23 protein-coding genes and 1 tRNA gene are annotated in these 24,223 nt (G+C 70.6%); 19 read left to right on the forward strand and 5 right to left on the reverse strand.

Annotated elements, in window-relative coordinates:
- Positions 1-5: 5 nt before the first annotated feature.
- The 5 genes from ACFJGV_RS00750 (at position 6) to ACFJGV_RS00770 (ending at position 7,156) form a co-directional block, all read left to right on the forward strand.
- The gene (locus tag ACFJGV_RS00750) at positions 6-3,509 is read left to right on the forward strand and encodes an isoleucine--tRNA ligase (protein ID WP_378146077.1); all 3,504 of its coding nucleotides are present in this window, start codon (positions 6-8) and stop codon (positions 3,507-3,509) included.
- The gene (locus ACFJGV_RS00755) at positions 3,502-5,049 is read left to right on the forward strand and encodes a bifunctional folylpolyglutamate synthase/dihydrofolate synthase (RefSeq protein WP_378146080.1); all 1,548 of its coding nucleotides are present in this window, start codon (positions 3,502-3,504) and stop codon (positions 5,047-5,049) included. The genes ACFJGV_RS00750 and ACFJGV_RS00755 overlap by 8 nt, the downstream gene beginning before the upstream one ends.
- The gene (locus tag ACFJGV_RS00760) at positions 5,046-5,423 is read left to right on the forward strand and encodes a DUF4233 domain-containing protein (protein WP_378146082.1); all 378 of its coding nucleotides are present in this window, start codon (positions 5,046-5,048) and stop codon (positions 5,421-5,423) included. The genes ACFJGV_RS00755 and ACFJGV_RS00760 overlap by 4 nt, the downstream gene beginning before the upstream one ends.
- A gap of 2 nt (positions 5,424-5,425) precedes the next feature.
- Positions 5,426-5,845 carry a nucleoside-diphosphate kinase gene (gene ndk, locus ACFJGV_RS00765; RefSeq protein WP_378146084.1) on the forward strand — a complete coding sequence of 140 codons (420 nt, stop codon included), beginning with the start codon at positions 5,426-5,428 and terminating at the stop codon, positions 5,843-5,845.
- 72 nt (positions 5,846-5,917) lie between these two features.
- Entirely contained in the window at positions 5,918-7,156 is a 1,239-nt protein-coding gene (locus ACFJGV_RS00770; RefSeq protein WP_378146085.1) for an alpha/beta hydrolase family protein, read from the forward strand.
- Positions 7,157-7,182: 26 nt separating this feature from the next.
- Here ACFJGV_RS00770 and ACFJGV_RS00775 read toward each other — a convergent pair whose 3' ends face one another.
- A complete protein-coding gene (locus tag ACFJGV_RS00775) occupies positions 7,183-7,797 on the reverse strand; it encodes a vitamin K epoxide reductase family protein (protein WP_378146086.1) in 615 nt (204 codons plus the stop codon).
- A 292-nt stretch (positions 7,798-8,089) separates the two neighbouring features.
- On the opposite strand from ACFJGV_RS00775, the gene ACFJGV_RS00780 reads away from it, so the two are divergent.
- Positions 8,090-10,924, forward strand: coding sequence for an Rne/Rng family ribonuclease (locus ACFJGV_RS00780; protein WP_378146088.1), 2,835 nt, complete (start codon positions 8,090-8,092; stop codon positions 10,922-10,924).
- Between the two features lie 103 nt (positions 10,925-11,027).
- Here the strand turns inward: ACFJGV_RS00780 and ACFJGV_RS00785 are convergent, their stop codons facing one another.
- A complete protein-coding gene (locus ACFJGV_RS00785) occupies positions 11,028-11,327 on the reverse strand; it encodes a DUF4031 domain-containing protein (RefSeq protein ID WP_378146089.1) in 300 nt (99 codons plus the stop codon).
- A gap of 158 nt (positions 11,328-11,485) precedes the next feature.
- On the opposite strand from ACFJGV_RS00785, the gene rplU reads away from it, so the two are divergent.
- The 10 genes from rplU (at position 11,486) to ACFJGV_RS00835 (ending at position 18,428) form a co-directional block, all read left to right on the forward strand.
- Positions 11,486-11,794, forward strand: coding sequence for a 50S ribosomal protein L21 (gene rplU, locus ACFJGV_RS00790; RefSeq protein WP_378146091.1), 309 nt, complete (start codon positions 11,486-11,488; stop codon positions 11,792-11,794).
- 12 nt (positions 11,795-11,806) lie between these two features.
- Positions 11,807-12,064, forward strand: a complete 258-nt coding sequence (rpmA, locus tag ACFJGV_RS00795) for a 50S ribosomal protein L27 (RefSeq protein WP_378146092.1) — start codon at positions 11,807-11,809, stop codon at positions 12,062-12,064.
- A gap of 105 nt (positions 12,065-12,169) precedes the next feature.
- A complete protein-coding gene (gene obgE, locus ACFJGV_RS00800; RefSeq protein ID WP_378146093.1) occupies positions 12,170-13,708 on the forward strand; it encodes a GTPase ObgE in 1,539 nt (512 codons plus the stop codon).
- Positions 13,705-14,535 carry a glutamate 5-kinase gene (gene proB / locus ACFJGV_RS00805; RefSeq protein WP_378146094.1) on the forward strand — a complete coding sequence of 277 codons (831 nt, stop codon included), beginning with the start codon at positions 13,705-13,707 and terminating at the stop codon, positions 14,533-14,535. Before obgE ends, proB begins: the two co-directional genes overlap by 4 nt.
- A 132-nt stretch (positions 14,536-14,667) precedes the next feature.
- The gene (locus ACFJGV_RS00810; RefSeq protein WP_378146095.1) at positions 14,668-15,948 is read left to right on the forward strand and encodes a glutamate-5-semialdehyde dehydrogenase; all 1,281 of its coding nucleotides are present in this window, start codon (positions 14,668-14,670) and stop codon (positions 15,946-15,948) included.
- Between the two features lie 100 nt (positions 15,949-16,048).
- Complete coding sequence (locus tag ACFJGV_RS00815) at positions 16,049-16,270, forward strand: hypothetical protein (protein ID WP_378146096.1); 222 nt, start codon at positions 16,049-16,051, stop codon at positions 16,268-16,270.
- 12 nt (positions 16,271-16,282) lie between these two features.
- Positions 16,283-16,876, forward strand: a complete 594-nt coding sequence (nadD, locus tag ACFJGV_RS00820) for a nicotinate-nucleotide adenylyltransferase (RefSeq protein ID WP_378146097.1) — start codon at positions 16,283-16,285, stop codon at positions 16,874-16,876.
- Complete coding sequence (locus ACFJGV_RS00825) at positions 16,873-17,919, forward strand: hypothetical protein (RefSeq protein ID WP_378146098.1); 1,047 nt, start codon at positions 16,873-16,875, stop codon at positions 17,917-17,919. The genes nadD and ACFJGV_RS00825 overlap by 4 nt, the downstream gene beginning before the upstream one ends.
- A gap of 5 nt (positions 17,920-17,924) precedes the next feature.
- Positions 17,925-18,311: a ribosome silencing factor gene (gene rsfS, locus ACFJGV_RS00830; RefSeq protein WP_378146099.1), complete on the forward strand. Its 387-nt coding sequence runs from the start codon at positions 17,925-17,927 to the stop codon at positions 18,309-18,311.
- A gap of 41 nt (positions 18,312-18,352) precedes the next feature.
- Positions 18,353-18,428 (forward strand) — tRNA-Ala (locus ACFJGV_RS00835).
- A gap of 85 nt (positions 18,429-18,513) precedes the next feature.
- Here the strand turns inward: ACFJGV_RS00835 and ACFJGV_RS00840 are convergent.
- From ACFJGV_RS00840 to ACFJGV_RS00850, 3 genes are read right to left on the reverse strand one after another with little or no spacing between them, the layout of a single operon-like run.
- Entirely contained in the window at positions 18,514-19,038 is a 525-nt protein-coding gene (locus ACFJGV_RS00840) for a hypothetical protein (RefSeq protein WP_378146100.1), read from the reverse strand.
- 45 nt (positions 19,039-19,083) lie between these two features.
- The gene (locus ACFJGV_RS00845; RefSeq protein ID WP_378146101.1) at positions 19,084-19,638 is read right to left on the reverse strand and encodes a TetR/AcrR family transcriptional regulator; all 555 of its coding nucleotides are present in this window, start codon (positions 19,636-19,638) and stop codon (positions 19,084-19,086) included.
- Between the two features lie 4 nt (positions 19,639-19,642).
- Complete coding sequence (locus ACFJGV_RS00850) at positions 19,643-20,179, reverse strand: hypothetical protein (RefSeq protein ID WP_378146102.1); 537 nt, start codon at positions 20,177-20,179, stop codon at positions 19,643-19,645.
- A 156-nt stretch (positions 20,180-20,335) separates the two neighbouring features.
- Here ACFJGV_RS00850 and ACFJGV_RS00855 point away from each other — a divergent pair, with 156 nt between their 5' ends.
- The 3 genes from ACFJGV_RS00855 (at position 20,336) to ACFJGV_RS00865 (ending at position 24,207) form a co-directional block, all read left to right on the forward strand.
- Positions 20,336-20,956 (forward strand): PadR family transcriptional regulator, encoded by a 621-nt coding sequence (locus ACFJGV_RS00855; protein WP_378146103.1) that lies wholly within the window; start codon positions 20,336-20,338, stop codon positions 20,954-20,956.
- A gap of 141 nt (positions 20,957-21,097) precedes the next feature.
- A complete protein-coding gene (locus ACFJGV_RS00860) occupies positions 21,098-21,307 on the forward strand; it encodes a hypothetical protein (protein ID WP_378146105.1) in 210 nt (69 codons plus the stop codon).
- Positions 21,308-21,309: 2 nt separating this feature from the next.
- On the forward strand, positions 21,310-24,207 hold the full coding sequence (locus tag ACFJGV_RS00865; protein ID WP_378146106.1) for an AAA family ATPase: 2,898 nt from the start codon (positions 21,310-21,312) through the stop codon (positions 24,205-24,207).
- Positions 24,208-24,223: the final 16 nt, after the last annotated feature.

Here is a 24,223-nt window from a genome sequence, read left to right on the forward strand (position 1 = left end):
GAACCATGGTCTACCCCAAGTCCGACCCTGCCGACTTCGCCCCCGAGCACGGCGAGGCCAGCGAGCTCGCGTCGAGCGTCGTGCCGTCACCGCACTTCCCGACGATAGAAGACGGCGTCCTCGCGTTCTGGCGCAAGGACGACACCTTCCGCGCCTCCATCGCGAACCGCGAGGGTCGCGACGAGTGGGTCTTCTACGACGGCCCGCCCTTCGCCAACGGACTGCCTCACTACGGGCACCTCCTCACGGGCTACGCGAAGGACGTCTTCCCGCGCTTCCAGACGATGCGCGGGCACCGCGTCGACCGTCGCTTCGGCTGGGACACGCACGGCCTGCCCGCCGAGCTCGAGGCGATGAAGCAGCTCGGCATCACCGAGAAGAGCCAGATCGAGGAGATGGGCGTCGAGGTCTTCAACGCCGCCTCGCGCCGGTCCGTGCTGCAGTACACCCGCGAGTGGCGCGACTACGTCACGCGCCAGGCGCGCTGGGTCGACTTCGACAACGACTACAAGACCCTCGACACGACCTTCATGGAGAGCGTGCTCTGGGCCTTCAAGCGGCTCTACGACAAGGGCCTCGCCTACGAGGGCTACCGCGTGCTCCCGTACTGCTGGAAGGACGAGACCCCGCTCTCGAACCACGAGCTGCGGATGGACGACGACGTCTACAAGATGCGCCAGGACCAGACGGTCACGGTGACCTTCCCCCTCATCGGTACGAAGGCCGAGGCGCTGGGCCTCACCGCCGTGCGCGCCCTGGCGTGGACGACGACGCCGTGGACGCTGCCCACGAACCTGGCGCTCGCGGTCGGCCCCGACATCGAGTACTCCGTCGTCCCCAGCGGCCCGAACGGCACGCCCGACGCCGAGGTGCATGGGCGCGCTGGAGCTGGGAGCGATGATCCGGTGGGTCGTCGCCGCGACGCCAGCGCCGACGAAGCTGCGCTTCGTCGGTTGGGCGAGAACACCGAGGTGCTCGGCGCCGAGTACCTCCTCGCCTCCGACCTCGTCGGCGGCTACGCGAAGGACCTCGGCTACGACTCGGCCGACGAGGCGCGCGCCGCCGTCAGCCGCACGGTCCGCGGCCGCGACCTCGAGGGTGTGGAGTACGCCCGCCTCTGGGACTACTACGCCGACGTCGAGAGGTGGGGCACGCAGAACGCGTGGCGCATCCTCGTCGCCGACTACGTGTCGACCACCGACGGCACGGGCATCGTGCATCAGGCTCCCGCCTACGGCGAGGAGGACCAGCGGGTCTGCGAGGCGGCCGGCATCCCGGTCATCATCTCCGTCGACGACGGCGGGCGGTTCCTCAGCACGGTGCGCGACGTCGAGGGCATGCACGTGTTCGACGCGAACAAGCCGCTCACCCAGATGCTCAAGGCCGACGGCCGCCTGATCCGCCAGGCGAGCTACGAGCACAGCTACCCGCACTGCTGGCGCTGCCGCAATCCGCTCATCTACAAGGCGGTCTCCAGCTGGTTCGTGCGTGTCACGGAGTTCCGCGACCGCATGGAGCAGCTCAACCAGGAGATCGAGTGGGTTCCCGAGAACGTCAAGGACGGGCAGTTCGGCAAGTGGGTCTCCGGCGCCCGTGATTGGTCGATCTCGCGCAACCGGTACTGGGGCTCGCCCATCCCGGTGTGGAAGAGCGACGACCCCAACCACCCCCGTATCGACGTGTACGGGTCGCTCGAGGAGCTCGAGCGCGACTTCGGCACGCTGCCGCGCAACCGCGACGGCGAGCCCGACCTGCACCGCCCGTTCATCGACGAGCTCACCCGCCCGAACCCCGACGACCCCACCGGGCGGTCGACGATGCGCCGCATCGACGACGTCTTCGACGTCTGGTTCGACTCCGGCTCGATGCCGTTCGCGCAGGTGCACTACCCGTTCGAGAACGAGGAGTGGTTCGCCACCCACAGCCCGGCCGACTTCATCGTCGAGTACATCGGGCAGACGCGCGGCTGGTTCTACGTCATGCACGCGCTCTCCACCGCGCTGTTCGACCGCCCGGCGTTCAAGAACGTGATCAGCCACGGCATCGTGCTCGGCAGCGACGGGCAGAAGATGTCGAAGTCGCTGCGCAACTACCCCGACGTCAACGAGGTCTTCGACCGCGACGGGTCGGATGCGATGCGCTGGTTCCTCATGTCGTCGAGCGTGCTGCGTGGCGGCAACCTCATCGTCACCGAGGAGGGCATCCGCCAGGGCGTGCGCGAGCTGCTGCTCCCGCTGTGGAGCACGTACTACTTCTTCACCCTCTACGCGAACAGCGCGGGCGAGGGGCACCGGGGGTACGAGGCCGAGTGGCGCACCGACTCCACCGACGTGCTCGACCGCTACCTGCTGGCGAAGACCCGCGAGCTGGTGCACGACGTGACCCGCGACCTCGAGGGCCTCGATGCGACGCTCGCCTCGGCGAAGCTCCGCGACTTCGCCGATGTGCTCACCAACTGGTACGTGCGCCGCTCGCGCGACCGGTTCTGGGAGGGCAGCGACACGGCCGCCTTCGACACCCTCTACACCGTGCTCGAGACCGTGCTGCGGGTGGCGTCGCCGCTCGTGCCGCTCGTGGCGGAGCAGATGTGGAAGGGCCTCACCGGTGGCCGGAGCGTGCACCTCGCCGACTGGCCGAACGAGAACGCCTACCCCGCCGATCCGGGTCTCGTGCACGCGATGGATGCCGTGCGCGGCATCTCCTCCACGGTGCTGTCGCTGCGCAAACAGCACGGCCTCCGTGTGCGCCTGCCGCTGGCCCGGCTCACGGTCGTGGTCGAGAACGCGGCGAGCCTGGCGCAGTTCGACGGCATCCTCCGCGACGAGCTCAACGTCAAGGAGGTGACGCTCGTCGAGCTGCAGGACACCAGCGCCGCCGAGTTCGGGATCACCTCCCGCCTCACGGTGAACGCCCGCGCCGCCGGTCCGCGCTTGGGCAAGCAGGTGCAGCAGGCCATCAAGGCCGCCCGCGACGGCGAGTGGACCGAGCAGAACGGCGTGGTCTCCGCCGGCGGCATCGAGCTGCAGGAGGGCGAGTACGAGCTGGTGCTCGAGACCGGCGCCGCCTCCAGCGGGTCGGCGCTCGCGCTGCTGTCCGCGGGCGGCTTCGTTCTGCTCGACACGGCGACCACGCCCGATCTCGAGGCCGAGGGCCTCGCGCGCGACGTCATCCGGGCCGTGCAGGATGCGCGCAAGTCGGCCGGGTTCGACGTCAGCGACCGCATCGTGCTCGACCTGGTCTTCTTCGACGAGGCGGATGCGCGTGCCGTGAGCAGCGCATCCGGCGTCGTCGACGTGGCGGCCGAGACGCTCGCCACGAACTACGCGATCTACTCGCCCGACGAGGTGCCCGCGCTCCGCGAGCACTCGTCCGCGCTGGCGTCGGAGTGGCTGCCCGGTGTGGTGGCGTTCGCGCCCGAGCACTTCGTGAGGATCCCCGAGAACACCTACGCGAACGCGGGCGAGTTCGTCGTCGCCGTGGGTCGCGTGAAGAGGAGCGCCGATGTCTGACCACGACGGATTCGACGACCACGACGGTCTCGAGGAGCACGACGGTCTCGACGACCGCCTCCAGCCCGGATCGGACGAGCTCGAGCAGCTCGACCCCGAGGACCTCGACCCGGAGGAGCTCGCGGAGCTCGCCGAGGAGCGCGAGGCCGAGCGCGTGGCCGCCCGCCTCGAGGAGGCCGGCGAGGACGCCCCCGACGAGTTCGTCGACGAGGGCGACGCCGTCTACGACGCACTCCTCGCCCGTCTCGGCGAGGCCGCCCCGCAGCCCCGCCTGCACGCCACGCGGCGGGCGGTCGAGCTGCTCGGCGACCCGCACCGGGCGTACCCGATCATCCACATCACGGGCACGAACGGGAAGACCTCGACGAGCCGCATCGCCGAGAGCCTCCTCCGCGCTCTCGGGCTTCGCACGGGCCTGTTCACGAGCCCCCACCTGGTGCGGGTCAACGAGCGGATCGTGGTCGACGGCACGCCGATCTCGAACGAGGCGCTCGCCTCGAACTGGCGCGACATCGAGCCGTTCCTCGCCATCGTCGACGGCGAGCTCACCGGGGCCGGCGAGCCGCCGCTGACGTACTTCGAGGCGCTCACCGTCCTCGCCTACGCCTCCTTCGCCGAGGCGCCGGTCGACGTGGCCGTGGTCGAGGTCGGGATGGGAGGGGAGTGGGACTCCACGAACGTCGCCGACGGCCAGGTCGCCGTGTTCACGCCGATCTCGCTCGACCACACCGACCGTCTCGGGACGACGGTGGCGGAGATCGCCCGCACGAAGTCGGGCATCGTCAAGCCCGCGGCTCAGGTCGTGTCGGCCGCCCAGCACGACGACGCGCTCACCGAGCTGCGCCGGGCCGCCGAGCTCACCGAGTCGACCTTCGCGCTCGAGGGCGACCGCTTCGCGCTGGAGGAGTCGTCGGTGGCGGTCGGCGGACAGCTGGTCAGCATCCGCGGTCTCGCCGGCCGCTACGACGAGGTCTTCCTGCCGCTCTACGGCACCCACCAGGGCCACAACGCCGCGGTGGCGGTCGCGGCCGTCGAGTCGTTCCTCGGCGGCGGATCGCAGCGGATCGCCGACGACGTGATCGCCGAGGGCCTGGGCCAGGTGACGTCGCCCGGTCGGCTCCAGCTCGTGGGCACCGAGCCGACCGTGCTCGTCGATGCCGCCCACAACCCCGGCGGTGCCGAGGCGCTCGCGCAGGCCGTGGGGGAGTACTTCACCTTCGGTCGAGTGATCGTCGTGCTGGCGGTGCTGCAGGGCAAGGACGTCGAGGGGATCGTGCGCGCGCTCGACCCGATCGCGGCCGAGTTCGTGATCACCTCCTCCGCGAGCGAGCGCGCGATCGATCCCGACGAGCTCGCGGCCACGGTCGTGCGGATCGTCGGCGCCGACCGTGTCAGCGTGCAGCCCGATCTCGAGTCCGCCCTCGACGAGGCGCGCGACCTCGCCGATGATGCCGAGCAGGGCGCTGTGCTGGTCACGGGATCCATCACGCTCGTCGGCGACGCCATCTCGATCGCGGAACGCGGGGGCTGGAAGCCGTGAGATCCGACTCGGTCAGGCAGATGCTGGCCTCGATCGTGCTCGGGTTCGAGGCAGTGATGTTCTTCTTCGCCGCCCTCGTGGTCTTCGGTCTGAAGGCCCTTCCACCGGCCCCGGCACTGATCGGGGGCGCGGCGGTGTGCGTCGCGCTGCTCCTGAACGCCGTGCTGGTGCGATACCGGTGGGGTTACTGGCTCGGCTGGGTGATGCAGGGCGTGATCGCCGCGACCACGTTCCTGGTGCCGCTCATGGGTGTGGTCGCCGTGATCTTCATCGGCATCTGGGTCTACGTGATGGTCGTGGGCGCCCGCATCGATCGGCAGAAGGCGGCTAGGGTCGAGGGGGAACATCCGCCGGAACCGGTGGAGGAAGGATGAACGTGAACGTCAGTGCTGAAGAGACCCTCGTCCTGGTCAAGCCGGATGGCGTGGCCCGCAATCTCACGGGGGAGATCCTGCGCCGCATCGAGGCGAAGGGGTATCAGCTCGTCGACATCAAGGTCGTCCAGGCCGATCGCGACCTCCTGGCCGCGCACTACGAAGAGCACGTGGGGAAGCCGTTCTACGAGCCCCTCGTGGAGTTCATGGAGTCGGGCCCGATCGTGGCCATCCGCGTCGCGGGCAACCGTGTCATCGAGGGCTTCCGCTCGCTTGCCGGCACCACCGACCCCACCTCGGCCGCTCCCGGCACGATCCGCGGCGACCTCGCTCGCGACTGGGGACTGAAGGTGCAGCAGAACCTCGTGCACGGCAGCGACTCGCCCGAGTCGGCCGCACGCGAGCTCGCGCTCTGGTTCTGAGCGCTCTGAAACGGGCCTGAGCGCCTCGAACCGGCGCTGGTCCTGACGCGAGCGGTCGGGCAGGATGACCGTATGGCACTGCTCGATCGCTTCGCCGGACCTCACGAGGCCTACCGCGTCGGCTTCTATCGCGGCGGCGATCACGACTTCGACGTCCGCATCCTCCTCGGCATGGCCGCCTACGGGGCCACCGAGCCGGGCGAGGTGCTGACGACGATCGCCGGCATCGCCGACAACGACCATCAGGGCTGGTTCGACGCCTGGAACGACCTCGGGCGCCGGTTGACGGTCGCGGCCGACGCGGCTGCGGCCGCCGCGCACCTCGAGAGTGCCTCGCGCCTCTACCTCCGTGCGTCCTCGTACCTGGGCACGGCCCTGCACGGGGTCGACGCGCTCGCCGACCAGTCCGCGCTGCTGCCCGTCTTCCGTGCGCAGCAGACCGCGTGGAACGCGTTCATCGACGCCACGTCGGTGACGACCGAGCGACTCTCGATCCCGCTCGGCGACGTCACGATGTCCGCGGTGCTGTTCTCGCCGAGCGACGACGGCGCCCCTCGGCCCACCCTCGTCATGGTGAACGGCAGCGACGGTGCCACCAGCGACCTGTGGGCGTGCGGCATCGCAGGTGGCCTGGCCCGGGGCTACCGCGTGCTCGTCTTCGACGGGCCCGGTCAGCAGACGCTGCTGTTCGAGCACGGGATCCCGTTCCGTCCGGACTGGGAGGCGGTCGTGACCCCGGTCGTCGACACCCTGCTCGCCCGCGACGACGTCGACCCCGATCGGCTCGCGCTGTACGGCATCAGTCAGGCGGGGTACTGGGTACCCCGCACGCTCGCGTTCGAGCACCGCTTCGCCGCGGCGATCGCCGACCCGGGTGTCGTCGACGTCTCCGAGTCCTGGCTGTCGCACTTCCCGAAGAGCATGGTCGCGCTCCTCGACCGGGGCGAGAAGGAGAAGTTCGACCACGAGATGGAGCTCGGGATGCGGTTCGCCGGCGGACTCGCCGCCAGCTGGTCGTTCCGCGCCCGCCCCTACGGCACGCAGGGCTACTTCGACACCATGACGGAGGTGCGGAAGTACACGATCACCGCCGAGCTGGCGGCACAGATCACCACGCCGCTCTTCATCACGTCACCCGACGGGGAACAGTTCTGGCCCGGTCAGTCCGAGCGCCTCGCGGAGCTCACGCCGACGGTGTCGACCCTCTGCCGCTTCACCAGCGCCGAGGGCGGCGACCATCACTGCCAGCCCCTCGCGCGCCAGCTCACCGACCAGCGCATGTACGACTGGCTCGACGAGCGCCTCGCCTGACGACGGGCGGGCGAGCGGGAGCTCGCTCAGCTGTAGAGGAGGATCGTGGTGATCGCGTCGAGTCGCAGCTGAGCGATGAGGACGATGGCGAGGTAGCTCAGCAGCACCAGCGTCCAGGTCCAGGGATAGAAGACGCGGACGGCGTTCTGGAAGCCGCCGAGGCGTCCGAAGCGGCCCTCCTTGATGTTGTACGCCGTGACGTAGAAGAACATCGGGATGACCACCGACCAGGTGAGCATGCAGTACGGGCAGAGCGTGCCGAGCACGTAGATGCTCTGGATCATCAGCCAGATCACGAAGGTCAGCGCCAGAGCGAACCCGAGGTTGAACAGCAGCCAGAACCATCGCGCGTAGCGGGCTCCGGCGAGGATGCCCACGCCCACCACGATCGGCGCCACGAAGCACGCCACGCCGATGATCGGGTTCGGGAAGCCGAACAGCGACCCCTGCCAGCTCGCCATGTTCGGTCCGCAGGTGACCAGGGGCGAGATGTTGCAGGTGGGGTTGTACGCCGGATCGATGAGCGTCTGGATCCTCTCGAGCGTGAGGTCGAACGCCGCATAGAAGCCGATCGCCCCGGTGATGATGAGGAAGATCGCCAACCCGATCGGGCGACGGGTGGCGGTCGAGGATGCGGGCACGCCGCGATTATGGCACGCCGTCACGCGAGCGGACTGAGCGCGCCCGGTGCCCGCTTCACGGCCCCGGAGGGAATGCGTGCGATAATGGGGCCGCGGGACGCAAGGCCTCTACAGGGCCGGTCCCACGAGGCTTATCGGGCCGCGCATCCGGATAGACCGGGTGACATGCCCGACACGACACAACGAGAGTTCGGAGCCACGAGGCCGGCGAATGGAGCCGGGAACTTCGGCTTCGCCAGAGAGTACCTGCCGGTGAGGCGTGACCTCGCGGCTGGTGAGGAGTGCGCCAGAGATGGTGGAGAACGATTCGAACAACGGTGATTCAGGACAGTCGGAGGAGAAGGGGAGGAAGCGGAGGCTCTTCGGTGTGCGGCGCAACACGCGCCGTGTGCAGCAGCCCGGCCTGACGGCCGACGCGACCCCCGCATCCCACCGACTCGACGACGGCGGCGACACGGCGGAGGCGCTCAGCGCCCCGATCGCGAGCGAGGTGGCCGCTGAGGTGGCCACTGAGCTTCCCGTCCAGGAGCCCGCCTCAGCTTCTGTCGACGCTGCGGTCTCCGATGCTGCAGCGACCGTCGACGAGGCACGGGGTCACGCGGCTCAGGGAGCCGACCCGACATCCGCGTCCGTGGATGCCGATGTGGTCTTCGACGAGCACGAGGACGAGCCGGGTCTCGACCCGTTCATCCCGGGGGCGCACGCGCCGGCCTCGGCGTCGGCCCCGGTCGCGCCGCGTGCGATCAGCACGACGTCCCTCATCTTCCAGGCGCCCGATCTGCCGGACCTGCCCGAACTCCCGCAGCGCCCCGAGGCCGACGACGAGCGCGAGCCCGGTGTGCGCCGCCGGTCGCGTCGTCGCTCCGGCGACGACGGCCGCTCCAGCGAGGATGGTCGCCCCGGCGAGGCCGGGCGCGAGCGCGAGCCGCGCGAGCCGCGTCAGCGTCCCCAGCGCGAGCCCGAGCTCATCACCGAGCCGCAGAAGGTCAAGGGCTCCACCCGCCTCGAGGCCAAGAAGCAGCGTCGCCGCGACGGCCGCGACGCGAGCCGCCGCCGTCCGGTGATCACCGAGGCCGAGTTCCTCGCCCGCCGCGAGGCCGTCGATCGGGTGATGGTGGTCCGCTCGAAGGCCGACCGCATCCAGATCGGCGTCCTGGAGGACGGCGTGCTCGTCGAGCACTACGTCGCCCGCTCGCAGGAGGCGTCGCTGATCGGCAACGTCTACCTCGGCAAGGTCCAGAACGTGCTCCCCAGCATGGAGGCCGCCTTCGTCGACATCGGGCGCGGCCGCAACGCCGTCCTGTACTCGGGCGAGGTCGACTGGGACGCCGCCGCCGAGAACACCGGCGCCGGCGGCAACCAGCCCCGGCGCATCGAGCTCGCGCTGAAGTCCGGCGACACCGTCCTGGTGCAGGTCACCAAGGATCCGGTGGGCCACAAGGGCGCACGCCTCACGAGCCAGATCTCCCTGCCCGGGCGTTACCTCGTGTACGTGCCCAACGGCTCGATGAACGGCATCTCGCGCAAGCTCCCCGACACCGAGCGTGCGCGACTCAAGCGCATCCTCAAGGAGGTGCTCCCCGAGAACCAGGGCGTCATCGTGCGCACCGCGGCCGAGGGCGCCACCGAGGAGCAGCTGACGCTCGACGTCAACCGCCTCATCGCCCAGTGGGAGGACGTGAGCACCCGCTCCGCGAAGCAGCAGGCTCCGGCGCTGCTGCACTCCGAGCCCGACCTCCTCATCAAGATCATCCGCGACGTCTTCAACGAGGACTTCCACAAGCTCGTCATCGCCGGAGACGACGCGCGGTTCACGATCGAGAACTACCTGCGCGCCGTCGCCCCCGACCTCCTCGACCGCGTCGAGAGCTACGAGGGCGAGAAGGATGCGTTCGACGAGTACCGCATCTCGGAGCAGATCGAGAAGGCCCTCGACCGCAAGGTGTGGCTGCCCTCGGGTGGATCCCTCGTCATCGACCGCACCGAGGCGATGACCGTCGTCGACGTCAACACCGGCAAGTTCGTCGGATCGGGCGGCAACCTCGAGGAGACCGTCACGAAGAACAACCTCGAGGCGGCCGAGGAGATCGTGCGCCAGCTCCGGCTGCGCGACATCGGCGGCATCATCGTGGTCGACTTCATCGACATGGTGCTCGAGTCGAACCGCGACCTCGTGCTGCGTCGCCTGGTCGAGTGCCTGTCGCGCGACCGCACCAAGCACCAGGTCGCCGAGGTGACCTCGCTCGGCCTCGTGCAGATGACCCGCAAGAAGCTCGGGCTCGGTCTCCTCGAGTCGTTCAGCGAGCCCTGCGACGTCTGCGCCGGCCGCGGCATCGTCGTGCACCACGACCCGGTGGTCAAGCACAGGCAGTCGAGCAACGGCGGCAACGGGGGCAACGGCGGGTCGAACGGCGGCGGCCAGAACAACGGCGGTCGTCGCGGCCGCGGGGGCTCCGGCAACGGCGGATCGTCCTCCGCCTCGTCGCAGGCGGGGAGCGTCTCCGGCAACGGCGGCACCCACACGATCACCCCGGGTGCGAAGAACGCGCTCGCGAAGATCGCCGCCTCCACTCTCGGCCACCCCGCGGGCAGCGACCCGCTCGAGGAGGGTGGCGCCCCGCAGGCGGCCGATGTCGCCGACGGATCGGCGCAGTCCGCCGCCGAGACGATCGACCCGCAGTCGGGAGCCTCGCAGGGCGACGCGCAGTCCGGGACCGACCAGTCCACGTCGGATGCGCCGGGCCGTTCGCGCCGCCGTCGCGGCCGCGGACAGCGTTCTGAGGAGCGCGCTCCCCAGGGCGGTCGCGACTCCCAGGGCCAGGACGACCGGTCCCAGGCCGACTCGTCGGTCGAGCGCGTCGACGACGAGTCCAGCGACCGCTCCGTGACCGCGGTCGTGGTCGAGGAGACCGAGGTCGTGATCGAGGAGGTCGAGGTCGCCATCCTCGACATCCCGCTCCCGAAGCCCGAACGCGCTCCGCGCACCGACCCGGCCGAGGCGAGCCAGCTCCTCGACGCCGTGCTCGAGGCTCTGCCCGCTCCGAAGCAGCCCGGTCAGGGCCGGGGTCGCAGCCGTCGCGTGAGCACGGCCGCGGTCACCGCGCCCGCCGCCGAGCAGCAGGACTAGCGTCACCCACGTCGACCAGCGAGAAGCGGCCCTTCCCGAGCCCCGGGGAAGGCCGCTTCTCGCCGTTCGGCGGCTTCTCCGCCCCGCGGCCCCGCGGACGCGTTCAGCGCGCCGGGCGCGTCCCGGCGTGCCGCACGGTGTCGCGATCACGGCCCTTCACCCGCAGCCCGCTGTCGCGCAGCCGGACCACGAGGTCGCGGTAGTCCACCGGATGCGCCCCGGCCGCCACGAGGTCGTCGTAGCGCTCCTCGGGCACGTCGTAGTGGTCGAGGTCGAAGCTCCGCGGCGGCAGACCGGCGCGTTCGGCGAAGGCGTGCAGCTCGGCGAGCGACGCGTCGCTCACGAGGTGCCCCCACAGCCGCCCGTGCGCGGGCCAGGACGGACGGTCGATGAGCACGGTCACAGAGGCCAGTATCGCACCCGCCGCGTTTGACCGGCCCGCAGCCATCAGGTAGAGTTGACCGCTGGTGTGCGCGGGCGACCCTTCGCCCGCCAGACACCAATGTCTTCCAAGCGCCGCACGTGAGCGCTTCGAGAAATCCCAACAGTGAGGTACGTGAAGTGGTTTACGCAGTTGTGCGCGCCGGCGGCCGGCAGGAAAAGGTCGAGGTCGGCTCGGTCGTCACCCTCGACCGTGTGAAGGCCCGAGAGAACGGCACCATCGAGCTCCCCGCGGTGCTCCTGGTCGACGGTGAGAACATCACCTCCGACGCCGCTGCGCTCGCCAAGGTCGTCGTCACCGCCGAGGTCCTGGGCGACCTCCGCGGCCCGAAGATCGTCATCCAGAAGTTCAAGAACAAGACCGGGTACAAGAAGCGCCAGGGCCACCGCCAGGAGCTCACCCGCGTCAAGGTCACCGGAATCAAGTAAGGAACAGGGCAGATGGCACACAAGAAGGGTGCGAGCTCCACTCGCAACGGTCGCGACTCCAACGCCCAGCGTCTCGGCGTGAAGCGCTTCGGCGGCCAGGTCGTCGGCGCCGGTGAGATCATCGTCCGCCAGCGCGGAACCCACTTCCACCCCGGCGTGAACGTCGGCCGTGGTGGCGACGACACGCTGTTCGCCCTCACCGCGGGCTCGGTCGAGTTCGGTGCGAAGGGCGGCCGCAAGGTCGTCAACATCGTGGCTGCGGCCGAGTAGGTCCAGCGCAGCAGAGCATGCGAGACGAGGGGCGGGCGTGATGCCCGCCCCTCGTCGTCGTTTCCACCCCTCCCCATCCCGAACCGCCACCCGAGAGGAACGATCGTGGTCACCTTCGTCGACACCGTGACGCTGCACCTTCGTGCCGGAGACGGCGGCAACGGCTGCGTGTCCGTCCGCCGCGAGAAGTTCAAGCCGCTGGCCGGGCCCGATGGCGGCAACGGCGGCAACGGGGGCGACATCGTCCTGGTCAGCGACCCGCAGACGACGACGCTGCTCGGGTACCACCGGCATCCGCACCGCACCTCGCCGAGCGGAGGGTTCGGCATGGGCGACAACCGCAGCGGCGCCGACGGCGAGCTCGTCGAGCTCCCCGTCCCCGTGGGCACCGTGGTGAAGTCGCCCTCGGGCGAGGAGATCGCCGACCTGTCCGAGCCCGGCATGCGCTTCGTCGCGGCCGAGGGCGGGCACGGCGGACTCGGCAACGCCGCGCTGGCGAACCCGAAGCGCAAGGCGCCGGGCTTCGCGCTCCTCGGCACGCCCGGATGGCAGGGCGACCTCGTCCTCGAGCTCAAGACCGTGGCCGACGTGGCGCTCGTGGGCTTCCCGTCCGCGGGAAAGTCGAGCCTCGTCGCGGCGCTCTCGGCGGCGAAGCCGAAGATCGCCGACTACCCGTTCACCACGCTCCACCCGAACCTCGGCGTCGTGCAGGCCGGTTCCGTCCGCTACACGATCGCCGACGTACCCGGTCTCATCGAGGGCGCGAGCGAGGGCAAGGGCCTCGGGCTCGAGTTCCTGCGCCACGTCGAGCGCTGCAGCGCGCTGCTGCACGTGCTCGACTGCGCCACGCTCGAGCCGGGTCGCGACCCGATCAGCGACCTCGACGTCATCCTCGCCGAGCTCGCGGCGTATCCGGTGCCCGAGGGGCAGGTTCCCCTGCTGGAGCGTCCGCAGATGATCGCGCTCAACAAGATCGACGTGCCCGAGGGGCGAGAGCTCGCCGACATGGTCCGCCCCGATCTCGAGGCCCGCGGATACCGTGTCTTCGAGATCTCAACGGTGAGCCACGAGGGCCTGCGTCCGCTGTCGTTCGCCCTCGCTGAGGTGGTCGAATCGGCTCGCGTCGTCGCGGCCGAGCAGCCCGAGCGTCCGCGGATCGTGCTGCGTCCGAAGGCCGTCGACGACTCCGGGTTCACCGTGCGCGTCGAGGGCGGCACGTACGGTCCGGTGTACCGCATCCTCGGGGCCAAGCCCGAGCGCTGGGTGGCGCAGACCGACTTCGCGAACGACGAGGCCGTCGGCTTCCTCGCCGACCGCCTCAACAAGCTCGGCGTCGAGGACCAGCTGTTCCGCGCCGGCGCTCAGGCCGGCTCCACCGTCGTCATCGGCGAGGGCAACGGCGTGGTCTTCGACTGGGAGCCCACCCTCACCTCCACGGCCGAGCTCATCACGAGCCCCCGCGGAACCGATGCCAGGCTCGACGACAACCGCCGCCGCACCAACGTGCAGCGGCGCGAGGAATACCACGACCTCATGGACGCCCGTGCCGAGGCCCGCGCCGAGCTCGTGCGCGAGAAGGAAGCCGGCCTCTGGGCCGACGACGCCGCCGGCGACGGACCGGACGACGAGGAGTCCGGGCGGTGACGCGCGAGCCCGTGAGGCTCCGTTCCGGGATCGCGGAGGCGCGCCGGGTCGTCGTCAAGGTGGGCTCCTCGTCGATCTCCGGCCCCAACGTGGGCCAGATCGAGCCCCTCGTCGATGCGCTGGTCGGCTCCTACGGGCGTGGCACCGAGGTCGTCCTGGTCTCGTCGGGGGCGATCGCGACCGGCATCCCGTACCTCCAGCTCGAGGGCAGGCCCGACGACCTGGCCACTCAGCAGGCGGCGGCCGCCGTGGGGCAGAACGTCCTCATCTACCGCTACCAGGAGAGCCTGCGGCGCTACGGTATCGTGGCCGGGCAGGTGCTGCTCACCGCGGGCGACCTCGAGAACCCCACGCACCGCAGCAACGCCCAGCGGGCCATGGAGCGCCTGCTCGGCCTCCGCATCCTCCCCATCGTCAACGAGAACGACACCGTGGCGACCCACGAGATCCGCTTCGGCGACAACGACCGCCTCGCGGCCCTGGTGTCGCAGCTGATCGGCGCGGATGTGCTGGTCCTGCTCTCCGACGTCGACGCGCTCTACACGCGGCCTCCGCACGAGCCCGGGGCGGTGAAGATCGAGCATGTGCCGTTCGGCGACGACCTCGCCGGCGTCACCTTCGGCGCGGCCGGATCCGGTGTCGGCACCGGGGGAGCGGGTACGAAGGTGTCGGCCGCCCGGCTCGCCGCCGCGTCCGGCACGGGTGTGCTCGTCACCTCGACCGCGCTCGTCGCCGACGCGCTGTCCGGCGCCGAGGTCGGTACGTGGTTCGAGCCGGGCGACCGCCCGGCGCATCCGACGTCGGGGTCCGTCTCGCTGGTCCGCTGAGCCGCGTCTGGTCGCTTCGACACCGATTCGCGGTGAGCCCGGAGTATATCCAGGGACTCCGGTGGAATCGGTGTCGAGGTGACGGCCGCAGGGGCCGACGGAGGCCCGCAGCGTCCCGCGTAGAATTCGAGGATGCCCGACGCTCCCGTCCTCGCACCCGTCGACGTCGCCGCCTTCGACGCCAAGCTCGCCGACTCCCGCGCCGCCTCGCGCGTGCTCGCCACGGCCACGACGCAGCAGAAGGACGCCGCTCTCGAGGCGATCGCCGCCTCGATCGAGACGGCGGCCGCCCGCATCGTCCCCGCCAACGAGCTCGACCTCGGGCGGGGCCGCGAGAACGGGCTGTCGCAGGGCATGCTCGACCGTCTGCGCCTCGACGAGACGCGACTCGCCTCGCTCGCCGCCGCCGTGCGGGAGGTCATCACCCTGGTCGACCCGGTGGGGGAGTCGGTCCGCGGTCGAGCCCTCCCCAACGGACTGCGGATCGACCAGGTGCGTGTGCCCCTCGGCGTCGTCGGCGCGATCTACGAGGCGCGCCCCAACGTCACCGTCGACATCGCGGCGCTCGCGCTGAAGAGCGGCAACGCGGCCGTGCTGCGCGGTGGTTCGGCGGCGGAGGAGACCAACCGGGTGCTCGTCGAGCTGCTGCAGGATGCGGTGGAGTCGGCCGGTCTGCCCCGCGCGAGCGTGCAGACGGTCGACGAGTTCGGGCGCGACGGCGCGCGGGCGCTCATGCGCGCCCGCGGCGCGGTCGACGTGCTGATCCCTCGTGGCAGCGCCGGACTCATCGAGACCGTCGTCACCGAGTCGACGGTCCCCGTGATCGAGACCGGGGCGGGCGTGGTGCACGTGTTCCTCGACGAGTCGGCCGACGAGTCGTGGGCGGTCGACATCGTGCACAACGCCAAGGTGCAGCGTCCGAGCGTCTGCAACGCGCTCGAGACGCTCCTCGTGCACGAGGCCGCGGCCGATCGCCTGCTGGCGCCCGTGCTGGGCCGCCTCCGCCAGGCGGGCGCCACCATCCACGGCGACGACGCCGTGCGCGAGCGGTTCGCGGATGCGGTGCCCGCCGATGACGAGGACTGGGCCACCGAGTACATGAGCCTCGATCTGGCCGTGCGCGTGGTGCGCGACCTCGAGGAGGCCATGGACCACATCCGCACCTACTCGACGCACCACACCGAGTCGATCATCACGAACGACCTGCGGAACGCCGAGCGCTTCCTCGCGGAGGTCGACTCGGCGGTCGTGATGGTCAACGCCTCCACGCGCTTCACCGACGGCGGCGAGTTCGGCTTCGGCGCCGAGGTCGGCATCTCGACCCAGAAGCTGCACGCTCGCGGCCCGATGGGGCTGCCCGAGCTGACGAGCACCAAGTGGCTCGTGCGCGGATCGGGGCAATCGCGGGCCTGAGCCCTTCCCGAGCGGCGTCCGCACGGCGGGACCGGCGCACACGGTATCGTAGAGGGGACGTCCGCGACAGCGGGCGGTGAAGTCAACAGCAGGAGAGTCGATGTCTGTTCTGGCCAGTGTGCTCGCGGCGACCGAGGGTCACGTCGAGCTGCCCTTCCCGCCCATCGTCTTCGCGCTGATCGCGGTGGTGTTCTTCGCCGTCGCCGGTTTCATCACCTGGAGCTACCGCGATGTCGCCAACCGTCACGCCGCGAAGGCGGCGAAGTGGGCGTCGACGCACGACGTGCACGGCCAGCCCGACCGCACGGGTGCCGACCACTGACGCTCTGAGAGCATGACGGCCCGCAGGCCGCGCATCGGTGTGATGGGCGGCACGTTCGACCCCATCCACCACGGTCACCTCGTGGCTGCCAGTGAGGTCGCGACCGGTCTCGACCTCGACGAGGTCGTCTTCGTCCCGACCGGACGCCCCTGGCACAAGGAGCCCGCCGCGCCGGCGGAGCACCGCTACCTGATGACGGTGATCGCCACCGCGTCCAATCCTCGCTTCACCGTGAGCCGCGTCGACATCGACCGAGGCGGCACCACCTACACGATCGACACCCTCCGCGACCTCCAAGCCGAGCGCCCGGATGCCGAGCTCTACTTCATCTCCGGCGCCGATGCGATCGCCCAGATCCTGAGCTGGAAGGACGCCGACGAGCTCTGGGGACTCGCCCGTTTCGTGGCGGTCTCCCGGCCCGGTCACACCTTCGCCATTTCGTCTTTGCCGGAGCACGACGTAAGCTATTTGGAAGTTCCGGCGCTCGCCATCTCCTCGACAGACTGTCGGGCCCGGGTTGGCCGGAATTTTCCGGTGTGGTATTTGGTACCCGACGGTGTCGTTCAGTACATCACCAAGCACCACCTATATCGGAGTGTTGAATGAGTTTGCCGCACGATGAGCAGCCGCTGACCCGGCGTCAGCTGCGCGAGATGGAACGCCAGAAGCCTCGCAAGGAACGCGAGGCCGATGCGCGCGCCTCCGAAGAGGCCGAGGCCGCCCGCAAGGCGCAGGCCGAGCGCGAGGCCCAGGAGAGCGCTGCCCGCGATCAGGTGGAGCAGGAGCAGGCGGCTCCTCAGCAGGCCGCCGCCCAGGCGCCCGAGGCTGCGCAGCCCGTCGCCCAGGAGCCCGACTCCTCGACGGTCGCGATGCCGGTGGCCGCGCAGGCCGACGACGAGCCGGTCGAGCCCGAGATCGTCTCCTCTCCCGACGACAGCGTCGACGACTCCGAGCCGTCCGATCGGGGTGAGCCCGTCATCGACGTCGTGGCGATCTCCGAGCCGATCGTGGTCGAGCCGCTGTCCGCCGACGAGTCGGCGCGCGAGCGCGACGCCGTCGTCGAGGAGATGGTGATCGACGTCCCGATCGCCGCCACTGTCGACCCGGCCCAGGAGGCCGCGGCGCACCTCGACGGTGTCGCCGACGACGACCAGCTTGCTCCCCGCTTCCAGGGCGGCACCGCTGCCCGTCCTGCGCCGGCTCCCGACCAGCCCGCTTTCGACGACCTGATCTCCGCGCGCAACGCCGCAGCGGCGAACTCGATCTCGACCACCAGCGCGCTGGTGCTCCCCGCGGTGCCCGGGAGCTCCGACGTGGGCACCGCGCTCGACGAGACGGGTGAGGTCATCATCACGGGGTCGATCGACCTCCCGCCGAGCTTCGGCTCGATGGGGGCGCCCGCCTCCGGCATCGAGGCCCACGACCTCGACTCCCTGATCGATCGGGCCGAGGCCGACCAGCAGCGTTCCGACGTGGCGCCGGTCAGCGCCGCGCGTGCCATCAGCACCAACACCGGGGCCACGTCGCTCATCACGCCGCCGAAGCGCGCCCGGGCCAACGCTCCGGTCGTGCTCGCCGTCACCGCTGCGGTGCTCGCGGTGGGCGTGATCGGTCTGCTGCTGTCGGTCTTCGTCTTCAAGCTGTTCTGAACCTCGTGACAGCTACTCCGAACTCCGTCGAACTCGCACGACTGGCCGCCGAGGCGGCCGACTCGAAGCAGGCCGACGACCTCGTCGCCCTCGACGTCTCCGGTCCGCTGCCGCTGACCGACGTGTTCGTGCTCGCCTCCGGGCGCAACGAGCGCAACGTCATCGCCATCGCCGAGGAGATCCAGGATCGCCTCGCTGAGGCGGGCGTCAAGGCGATCCGCCGCGAGGGCCTCAGTGAGGGCCGCTGGGTCCTGCTCGACTTCGGCGACATCGTGGTGCACGTCTTCCACGAGGAGGACCGCCTGTACTACTCCCTGGAGCGCCTCTGGAAGGACTGCCCGGTGATCCCGCTGCACGTGGCCGCCGGTTCGCAATCCGAGTCCGAGGTGTAGTAAGCTTTCAGGGTTGCTCCGGCCGGTCCGGGGCGAAGTTCGGGCCTGTGGCGCAGTTGGTAGCGCACCTGCATGGCATGCAGGGGGTCAGGGGTTCGAATCCCCTCAGGTCCACCAATCCGAGCCACGGCCCAGCCGTGAACAGTCGAGAAGCCCCCGCCAGTCGGGGGCTTTCTCATTCTCCCCGGCGGCGCTCCGTTGCTCAGGCGCGCGACTCGAGGTGGCGCTGCATGCGTTCGAGGATTCTCGCCCGGAAGGGAAGCCTTGCGGCGGCCTTCAGTGGAGAGAGGCCGTGCACCGACTCCGTCGTGAAGTCGGGATCGGGCTGCTCGAACCACAGGTCGTAGATCGGCGCCAGGTCTTCGTCCGGGTACTTCATGCCGAGCACCTCCAGGAAGGGCAGACGGCGGTTGTCGTCGACGGCGTTCACGTCGGCGCCGCGCTCGATCAGGCGGCGGGCGAGCAGCGCATCCGCTGCGACGTCGTGCTGGACCTGGCCGAACAGCACATGGAGGACGGTCGTCCCGTCCGCACCCCGCCCGCCGAGGGGGCAGCCCCGGTCGAGCAGGAAGTTCGTGATCTCGTAGCGCGACGGGAGGTCCTTGTTGCCGAGCGCCATCATGACGAGACTCCGGCCGTCGGAGGAGAGTACTCCCACGTCCGCCGGGTCGAAGATCGTGTAGAAGGCGGCTGCCGGCTTCATCCGGGCCGTGAGGAACACATCCATCACTCGTAACCTAGGGCCCGCGCGCCACGGCGTCGACCCCGCGGATCAGGCGGAGTGCGCGGTGAGGTAGTCCTCCAGCAGGGCGATGGCGGCCTCGGGCGGGACGGTCGTCGGCTCGGTGAGCAGGTGGAGGGCCAGGCCGTCGAGGAAGGCGTGGAGCTCGGCGGCCGGGCGGGCGAGCCCCACCTCGGCGGCCACCGCCTCGCACGCTCGCCGGACATCGCCATGCAGGGTGGACGCGGTGTCGCGCAGCCGTGGCTCGGTCAGTGCCAGCACCATGAGCTGCAGCTGGGCGGTGAGCTCGAGCCGGCGAGCCGCATCGAGGGGGAGCAGCTCGGAGAGGACGGCGACGCCGAGGGGGATACCCGACCCGGAGAGGCTCCTGACGCGCTCGGTCGCGCGCGAACGGATCAGCTCGAGACAGTAGAGGCGGAGCGCGTGCTGGGTGGGGAACGCGCGACGCAGCGACGCCGCGGCGAGGCCCGCCTCGGCGGCGACCCTGCGCACCGAGAGCGCGGTGAGTCCGTCCCGCTCGAGCACGGCGAACGCCGCGGCCGCGATCTCGCGGTCGCGTTCCTCGTGGTCGATCAGGCGCGGCATCGGATCAGGCCTGAGCGGGGGCCCGGCGGGGCCAGATCGTGTAGCTGACCGCCCAGAGCGTGTCGATCGCCACGATGAACCCGAGGACGGGGAACAGCCCGTTCAACTCGGCCGTGCGGTCGGGGTCGCCGACCAGCCAGATCAGGGCGAGCAGGATGCCGCCGGCGATCGCAGCGGCGAGCATCGTCAGCGCGACATCGCGCCAGCACGCCCGCGTGTACGCCCACCCGGTGAGCTTGGGTGGCAGCGAGACCTTGTCGACGAGGTGAGCCACGCGGGCGTCGGCCCAGGCGATCATCCGGTGCCCGTAGGCGACGGAGATCCCGATGTAGAGGGCCGCCAATCCGTGATGCCAGGATGCGGTGCCGCCTCCGAGGAGGTCGATGGTCACCAGGGTCAGCAGGATGGCGTCGATCACCGGCGCCGCGACGAGCAGAGCTGCTCCCAGCCGGCGTCTCCGAAGGACGTACCGGGCACCGAGGCCCGCCACGACGGCGAGCCAGAACCCGACCTCGCACGCCACGATCGCGAGCAGCACCATGTGCATCTCCCTCTTTGTTAGTACGACTGTACTCAATCCTCGTCAAGGAAAGAAGTCGGATGTTGACAATCGAACACTAGCGATATATCGTTAATGCATCGCGACACGATCGCGATGTTCAGAACTTCGACACATCACTCGAAAGGAGATGCCACCATGCGTAGCATCCACGATCCCCAGTTCGGCGGCTTCGGTCGTCGTCAGCACGGCCGAGGCCCGTCCTTCCCCGAGCGCGATCCGCGCGGTCACGGCTTCGGCCCCGGCGGCTTCGGTCCCGGCGGCCCCGGCTTCGGTGCGGGCGGCTTCGGTCCCGGTTTCGGCCCGCGCGGCCCCCGTCGCGCCGGCCGCGGCGACGTCCGCGCCGCCATCCTGTCCCTCCTTGCGGAGGCCCCGTCGAACGGCTACGGCCTCATCAAGGCGATCGCCGAGAAGACCGACGGCGTCTGGCGCCCGAGCCCCGGCTCGGTGTACCCCACGCTGCAGCAGCTGGTCGACGAGGAGCTCATCGAGGCGCGCGGCGAGGGCCGCCGCACCGAGTTCGAGCTCACCGAGTCGGGCAAGGCCTACGTGGCCGAGCACGACGACGAGCTGAAGCAGGCCTGGCAGCAGGCGTCAGCCGGCCGTTCGGCCGTCGACGCCTCCTTCCACGAGAGCGTCGGCAAGCTGTTCGGCGTCGTCCAGCAGTTCCGCTTCGCCGCCACCGAGGATCAGCGCGCTGCAGCCGTCGAGAAGATGGACGAGGCACGCCGCGCCCTGTACCTGATCCTCGCCGACTGATCTCAGCGGTCCAAAGCAGCGCACCCCGGTCCGTCCGGGGTGCGCTGCTTAAGCAGTTCTCCCGATGCCCACCGCCCTCCTCAGAGACGATCCTCGATCGAGTCGGATCACACCGGCTCAGAATCCACGGAGGAGACGACCATGCAGATCGGCGAGTACTCGTTCCCGCACCTCTACCAGGCGGAGGAGGAGCAATTCACCCGAGAGCTCGAGTGGCGACGGGTCGCCGCCGAGCGTGCGGCGGAGGCGAGCACGGAGGCCGAGGCGCGGGCCACGGGTTCGGCTCGGCACGCGAGCCGGCGGGTGAGCACGCTCCGCCGTCTGCTGTCGCACCCCGGTGGCACGATGTAGGGATGCAGACCAGCCGCGCCCTCATCGGGAGGGAACACGATCTCGACGCTCTGCGCTCGATGGTGGCCTCCCTCGACGGGTCGGCCGGTCCGGTGCAGGTGGTCGTGCTGGCGGGGGAGGCGGGCATCGGCAAGACCCGTCTGGTGAGCGAGTTCCTCGCGGAGGGCAAGGGGGCCGGCGCCTCGGATGCCATCATCGCCCGAGGGCAGTGCATCGACCTCCACCGCGACGCTCCTCCCTACGCGCCGGTTCGGTCCATCCTCCGATCCGTCATCGCCCAGGTCGGAGCCGAGGGGATCGTCGAGGCCGCCGGACCCTCTGTCGGAGCGCTCGCCCTCCTCGTCCCAGAGATCGCCGATCACGCGTCGGTCGGGGTCGCCGAGGGCGCCGACCGACTGTTCGATGCGGTCGCCGTGCTGCTGACCACGCTCTCGATCGAGCGTCCGCTGGTGCTCGTGGTCGAAGACCTGCACTGGGCCGATCAGGCCTCGCTCGCCCTGCTCCGCTACCTGGTGCGGGCGGGAGAGGCAGCGCGCATCCTGCTTGTCGTCACGGTCCGCAGCGATGAGCTCGGCGGTGCCGGCGCGGTGCGCGGGTGGCTCGCCGACCTGGAGCGGCTGCCGAGCGTGCGCCGTCGCACCCTGTCGCGACTCTCGAGGCGGCAGGTGAGGGAGCTGGCCCAGTCGCTGCACGCCGCTCCACTCTCGTCGAGCGACGTCACCCGGGTGTACGAGCGGTCGGAGGGCGTCCCCTTCTATGTCGAGGAGCTCGTCTGCTCCGGGGCGTTCGCTGCACACTCCGACTATCCCGAGACGCTCCGCGACGTCCTGCTGGCCCGGTACGAGACCCTCGGCGACTCCACCCAGCGCCTGGTCCGTGTGCTCTCGGCCGGCGGCGACCGGGTGGGCCACGACGTGCTCGAGACCGTGCTCGCCGTCTGGCCGGGCTTCGCCGACGCCGAGGTCGTCGACGCCGCGGTGAGGGAGGCGGTCGCGTCGGGTCTGGTCGAGATCGACGGCGACGCCTACGCGTTCCGGCACGCGCTGGTGTGCGAGGCGGTCCATGGCGAACTGCTGCCCGGAGAGCGGGTACGCTTCCACACCGCCTACGCGCGCGCCCTCGAGGCGGTCGCAGCCGACCGCGACGTCGATCCCAGCGCACTGTCGTACCACTGGCTCGCGGCGCACGACCTCCCCGCCGCGTTCACCGCGGCGATCGCGGCCATGGCCCGCGCCAGGGCGGCGTTCGCCTTCGCCGCCGCCGCCCGCATGGGCGAGCGTGCGCTCGATCTATGGGACACCGTGCCCGATGCAGAGGAGCGCGCCGGTCGCAGCAGGGAGCAGCTGCTGGCCGAGACCGCCTACAACCACCGCAACGCGGGCGAGAGCGAACGCGCGATCGCTCTCATCGACGAGGCGATCTCCGGCACGCACGACGCCGAGCCCGAGCGGATGGCGCGACTCCTGCGCGACAAGGCCTCCTTCCTCGCCAACCTGGGTCAGCCCGGCTCGATCGACCTGCTCGAGCGCGCGGTCGATCTCGTCGCCGACCGGCCGACCAGCGTCGTGCGCGCGAACGTCCTCGGCGAGCTCGCCGCGCGCCTGATGCTCGCCGCCCGCTTCGACGAGGCGGTCCGGATCGCCCAGCGCGCCTACGACGATGCCGCCGCCGTCGAGTCGCCCGCGCGCATGTCGGTCGCCTCGAACATCCGCGGCAACTCCCGATTGGCCCTCGGCGAGATCGAACTGGGGATCGCCGACCTGCTCGAGGCCGGGCGGCTGGCCGAGCGGGAGTCGACCGACTCGGCGCGCATCCGGTTCTGGGTCAACCTCTCCGACGCCTACCACGTGCTGGGCCGCTACGACGATGCGCTCCGGGTCGCCGAAGAGGGCGTGATCGGTGCCCGGGCTCGCGGGGTGGAGCGCACCTCAGGCGTGATCCTGCTGGCGAACACGGTCGCTCCGCTCGTGGCCACAGGGCGCATCGAGGAGGCCGAGCGGGCGCTGGCCCGGGCCATGGAGCTCGATCCGCCGATCGGGTTCTCGGCGCACCTCATCCGCCACTCGCTGCAGCTCCTGGTGTGGCGCGGGGAGGTGGAGGCGGCAGCGGCGACGCTCCAGTCGTCCCGCGCGCAGCTCGACCTCCAGGCGCGCATCGACGCGCAGTCCCGGCTCGAGCTCGCGGCGATCGCCGGCGAGGTCGCTCTCGAAGACGGAGATCTGGTCTCCGCGTGGCGCGAGGTGCAGATCCTCCTCGAGCCGGATCACCGGGCCTTCCCGGCCTACGACCTGCCGCTCGCGCTCGTCGCGGCCCGGGTGCTCGGTGAGGCGTCCGCTCGCGGTGTCGACGTCGGTCCGCCCGATGCCGCCGACCGTGTGCTCGCCGCCGTCGACGAGCTGCACTGGTGGCCCACGGCGCCCGTCCATCGGGCGCTCGCGGCCGCCGAGATCGCGTTCGACGACCTCGACCTGTGGCGTGCGGCGGCCTCGGCAGCCGACGCCCCCACCACCCCTCTCCAGCAGCGCGCGCGTGCCCGTGCCAGGCTGGCGTCCCTCCGCGCCAGACGAGCCGGGGGCGCCGACCGCACGACTGCGGTGACCGGCGCCGCGGATGCCGCAGACCTGGCCGCGCGCGCGGGGATGGCGGGCATCGCCTCCGAGATGGCCGCGCTGCGCACACGGCTCCGCAGCGGATCCGGCGCCTCCGCCGACCCCGACGCGCTCACTGAGCGCGAGCGCGACGTGCTCGAGCTCCTCAGCCACGGGGCGAGCAACCGCGAGATCGCCGCGCGCCTGTTCATCAGCGCGAAGACGGTGAGCGTGCACGTGTCGAACATCCTGCGCAAGACCGGCGCCGCCTCCCGTACCGAAGCCGTCTACCTCGCGGGTCGCCGGCGCTGAGCGAAGGCTCCGCGTC

The organism is Cnuibacter sp. UC19_7, assembly GCF_042699995.1.
Lineage (GTDB): Bacteria > Actinomycetota > Actinomycetes > Actinomycetales > Microbacteriaceae > Cnuibacter.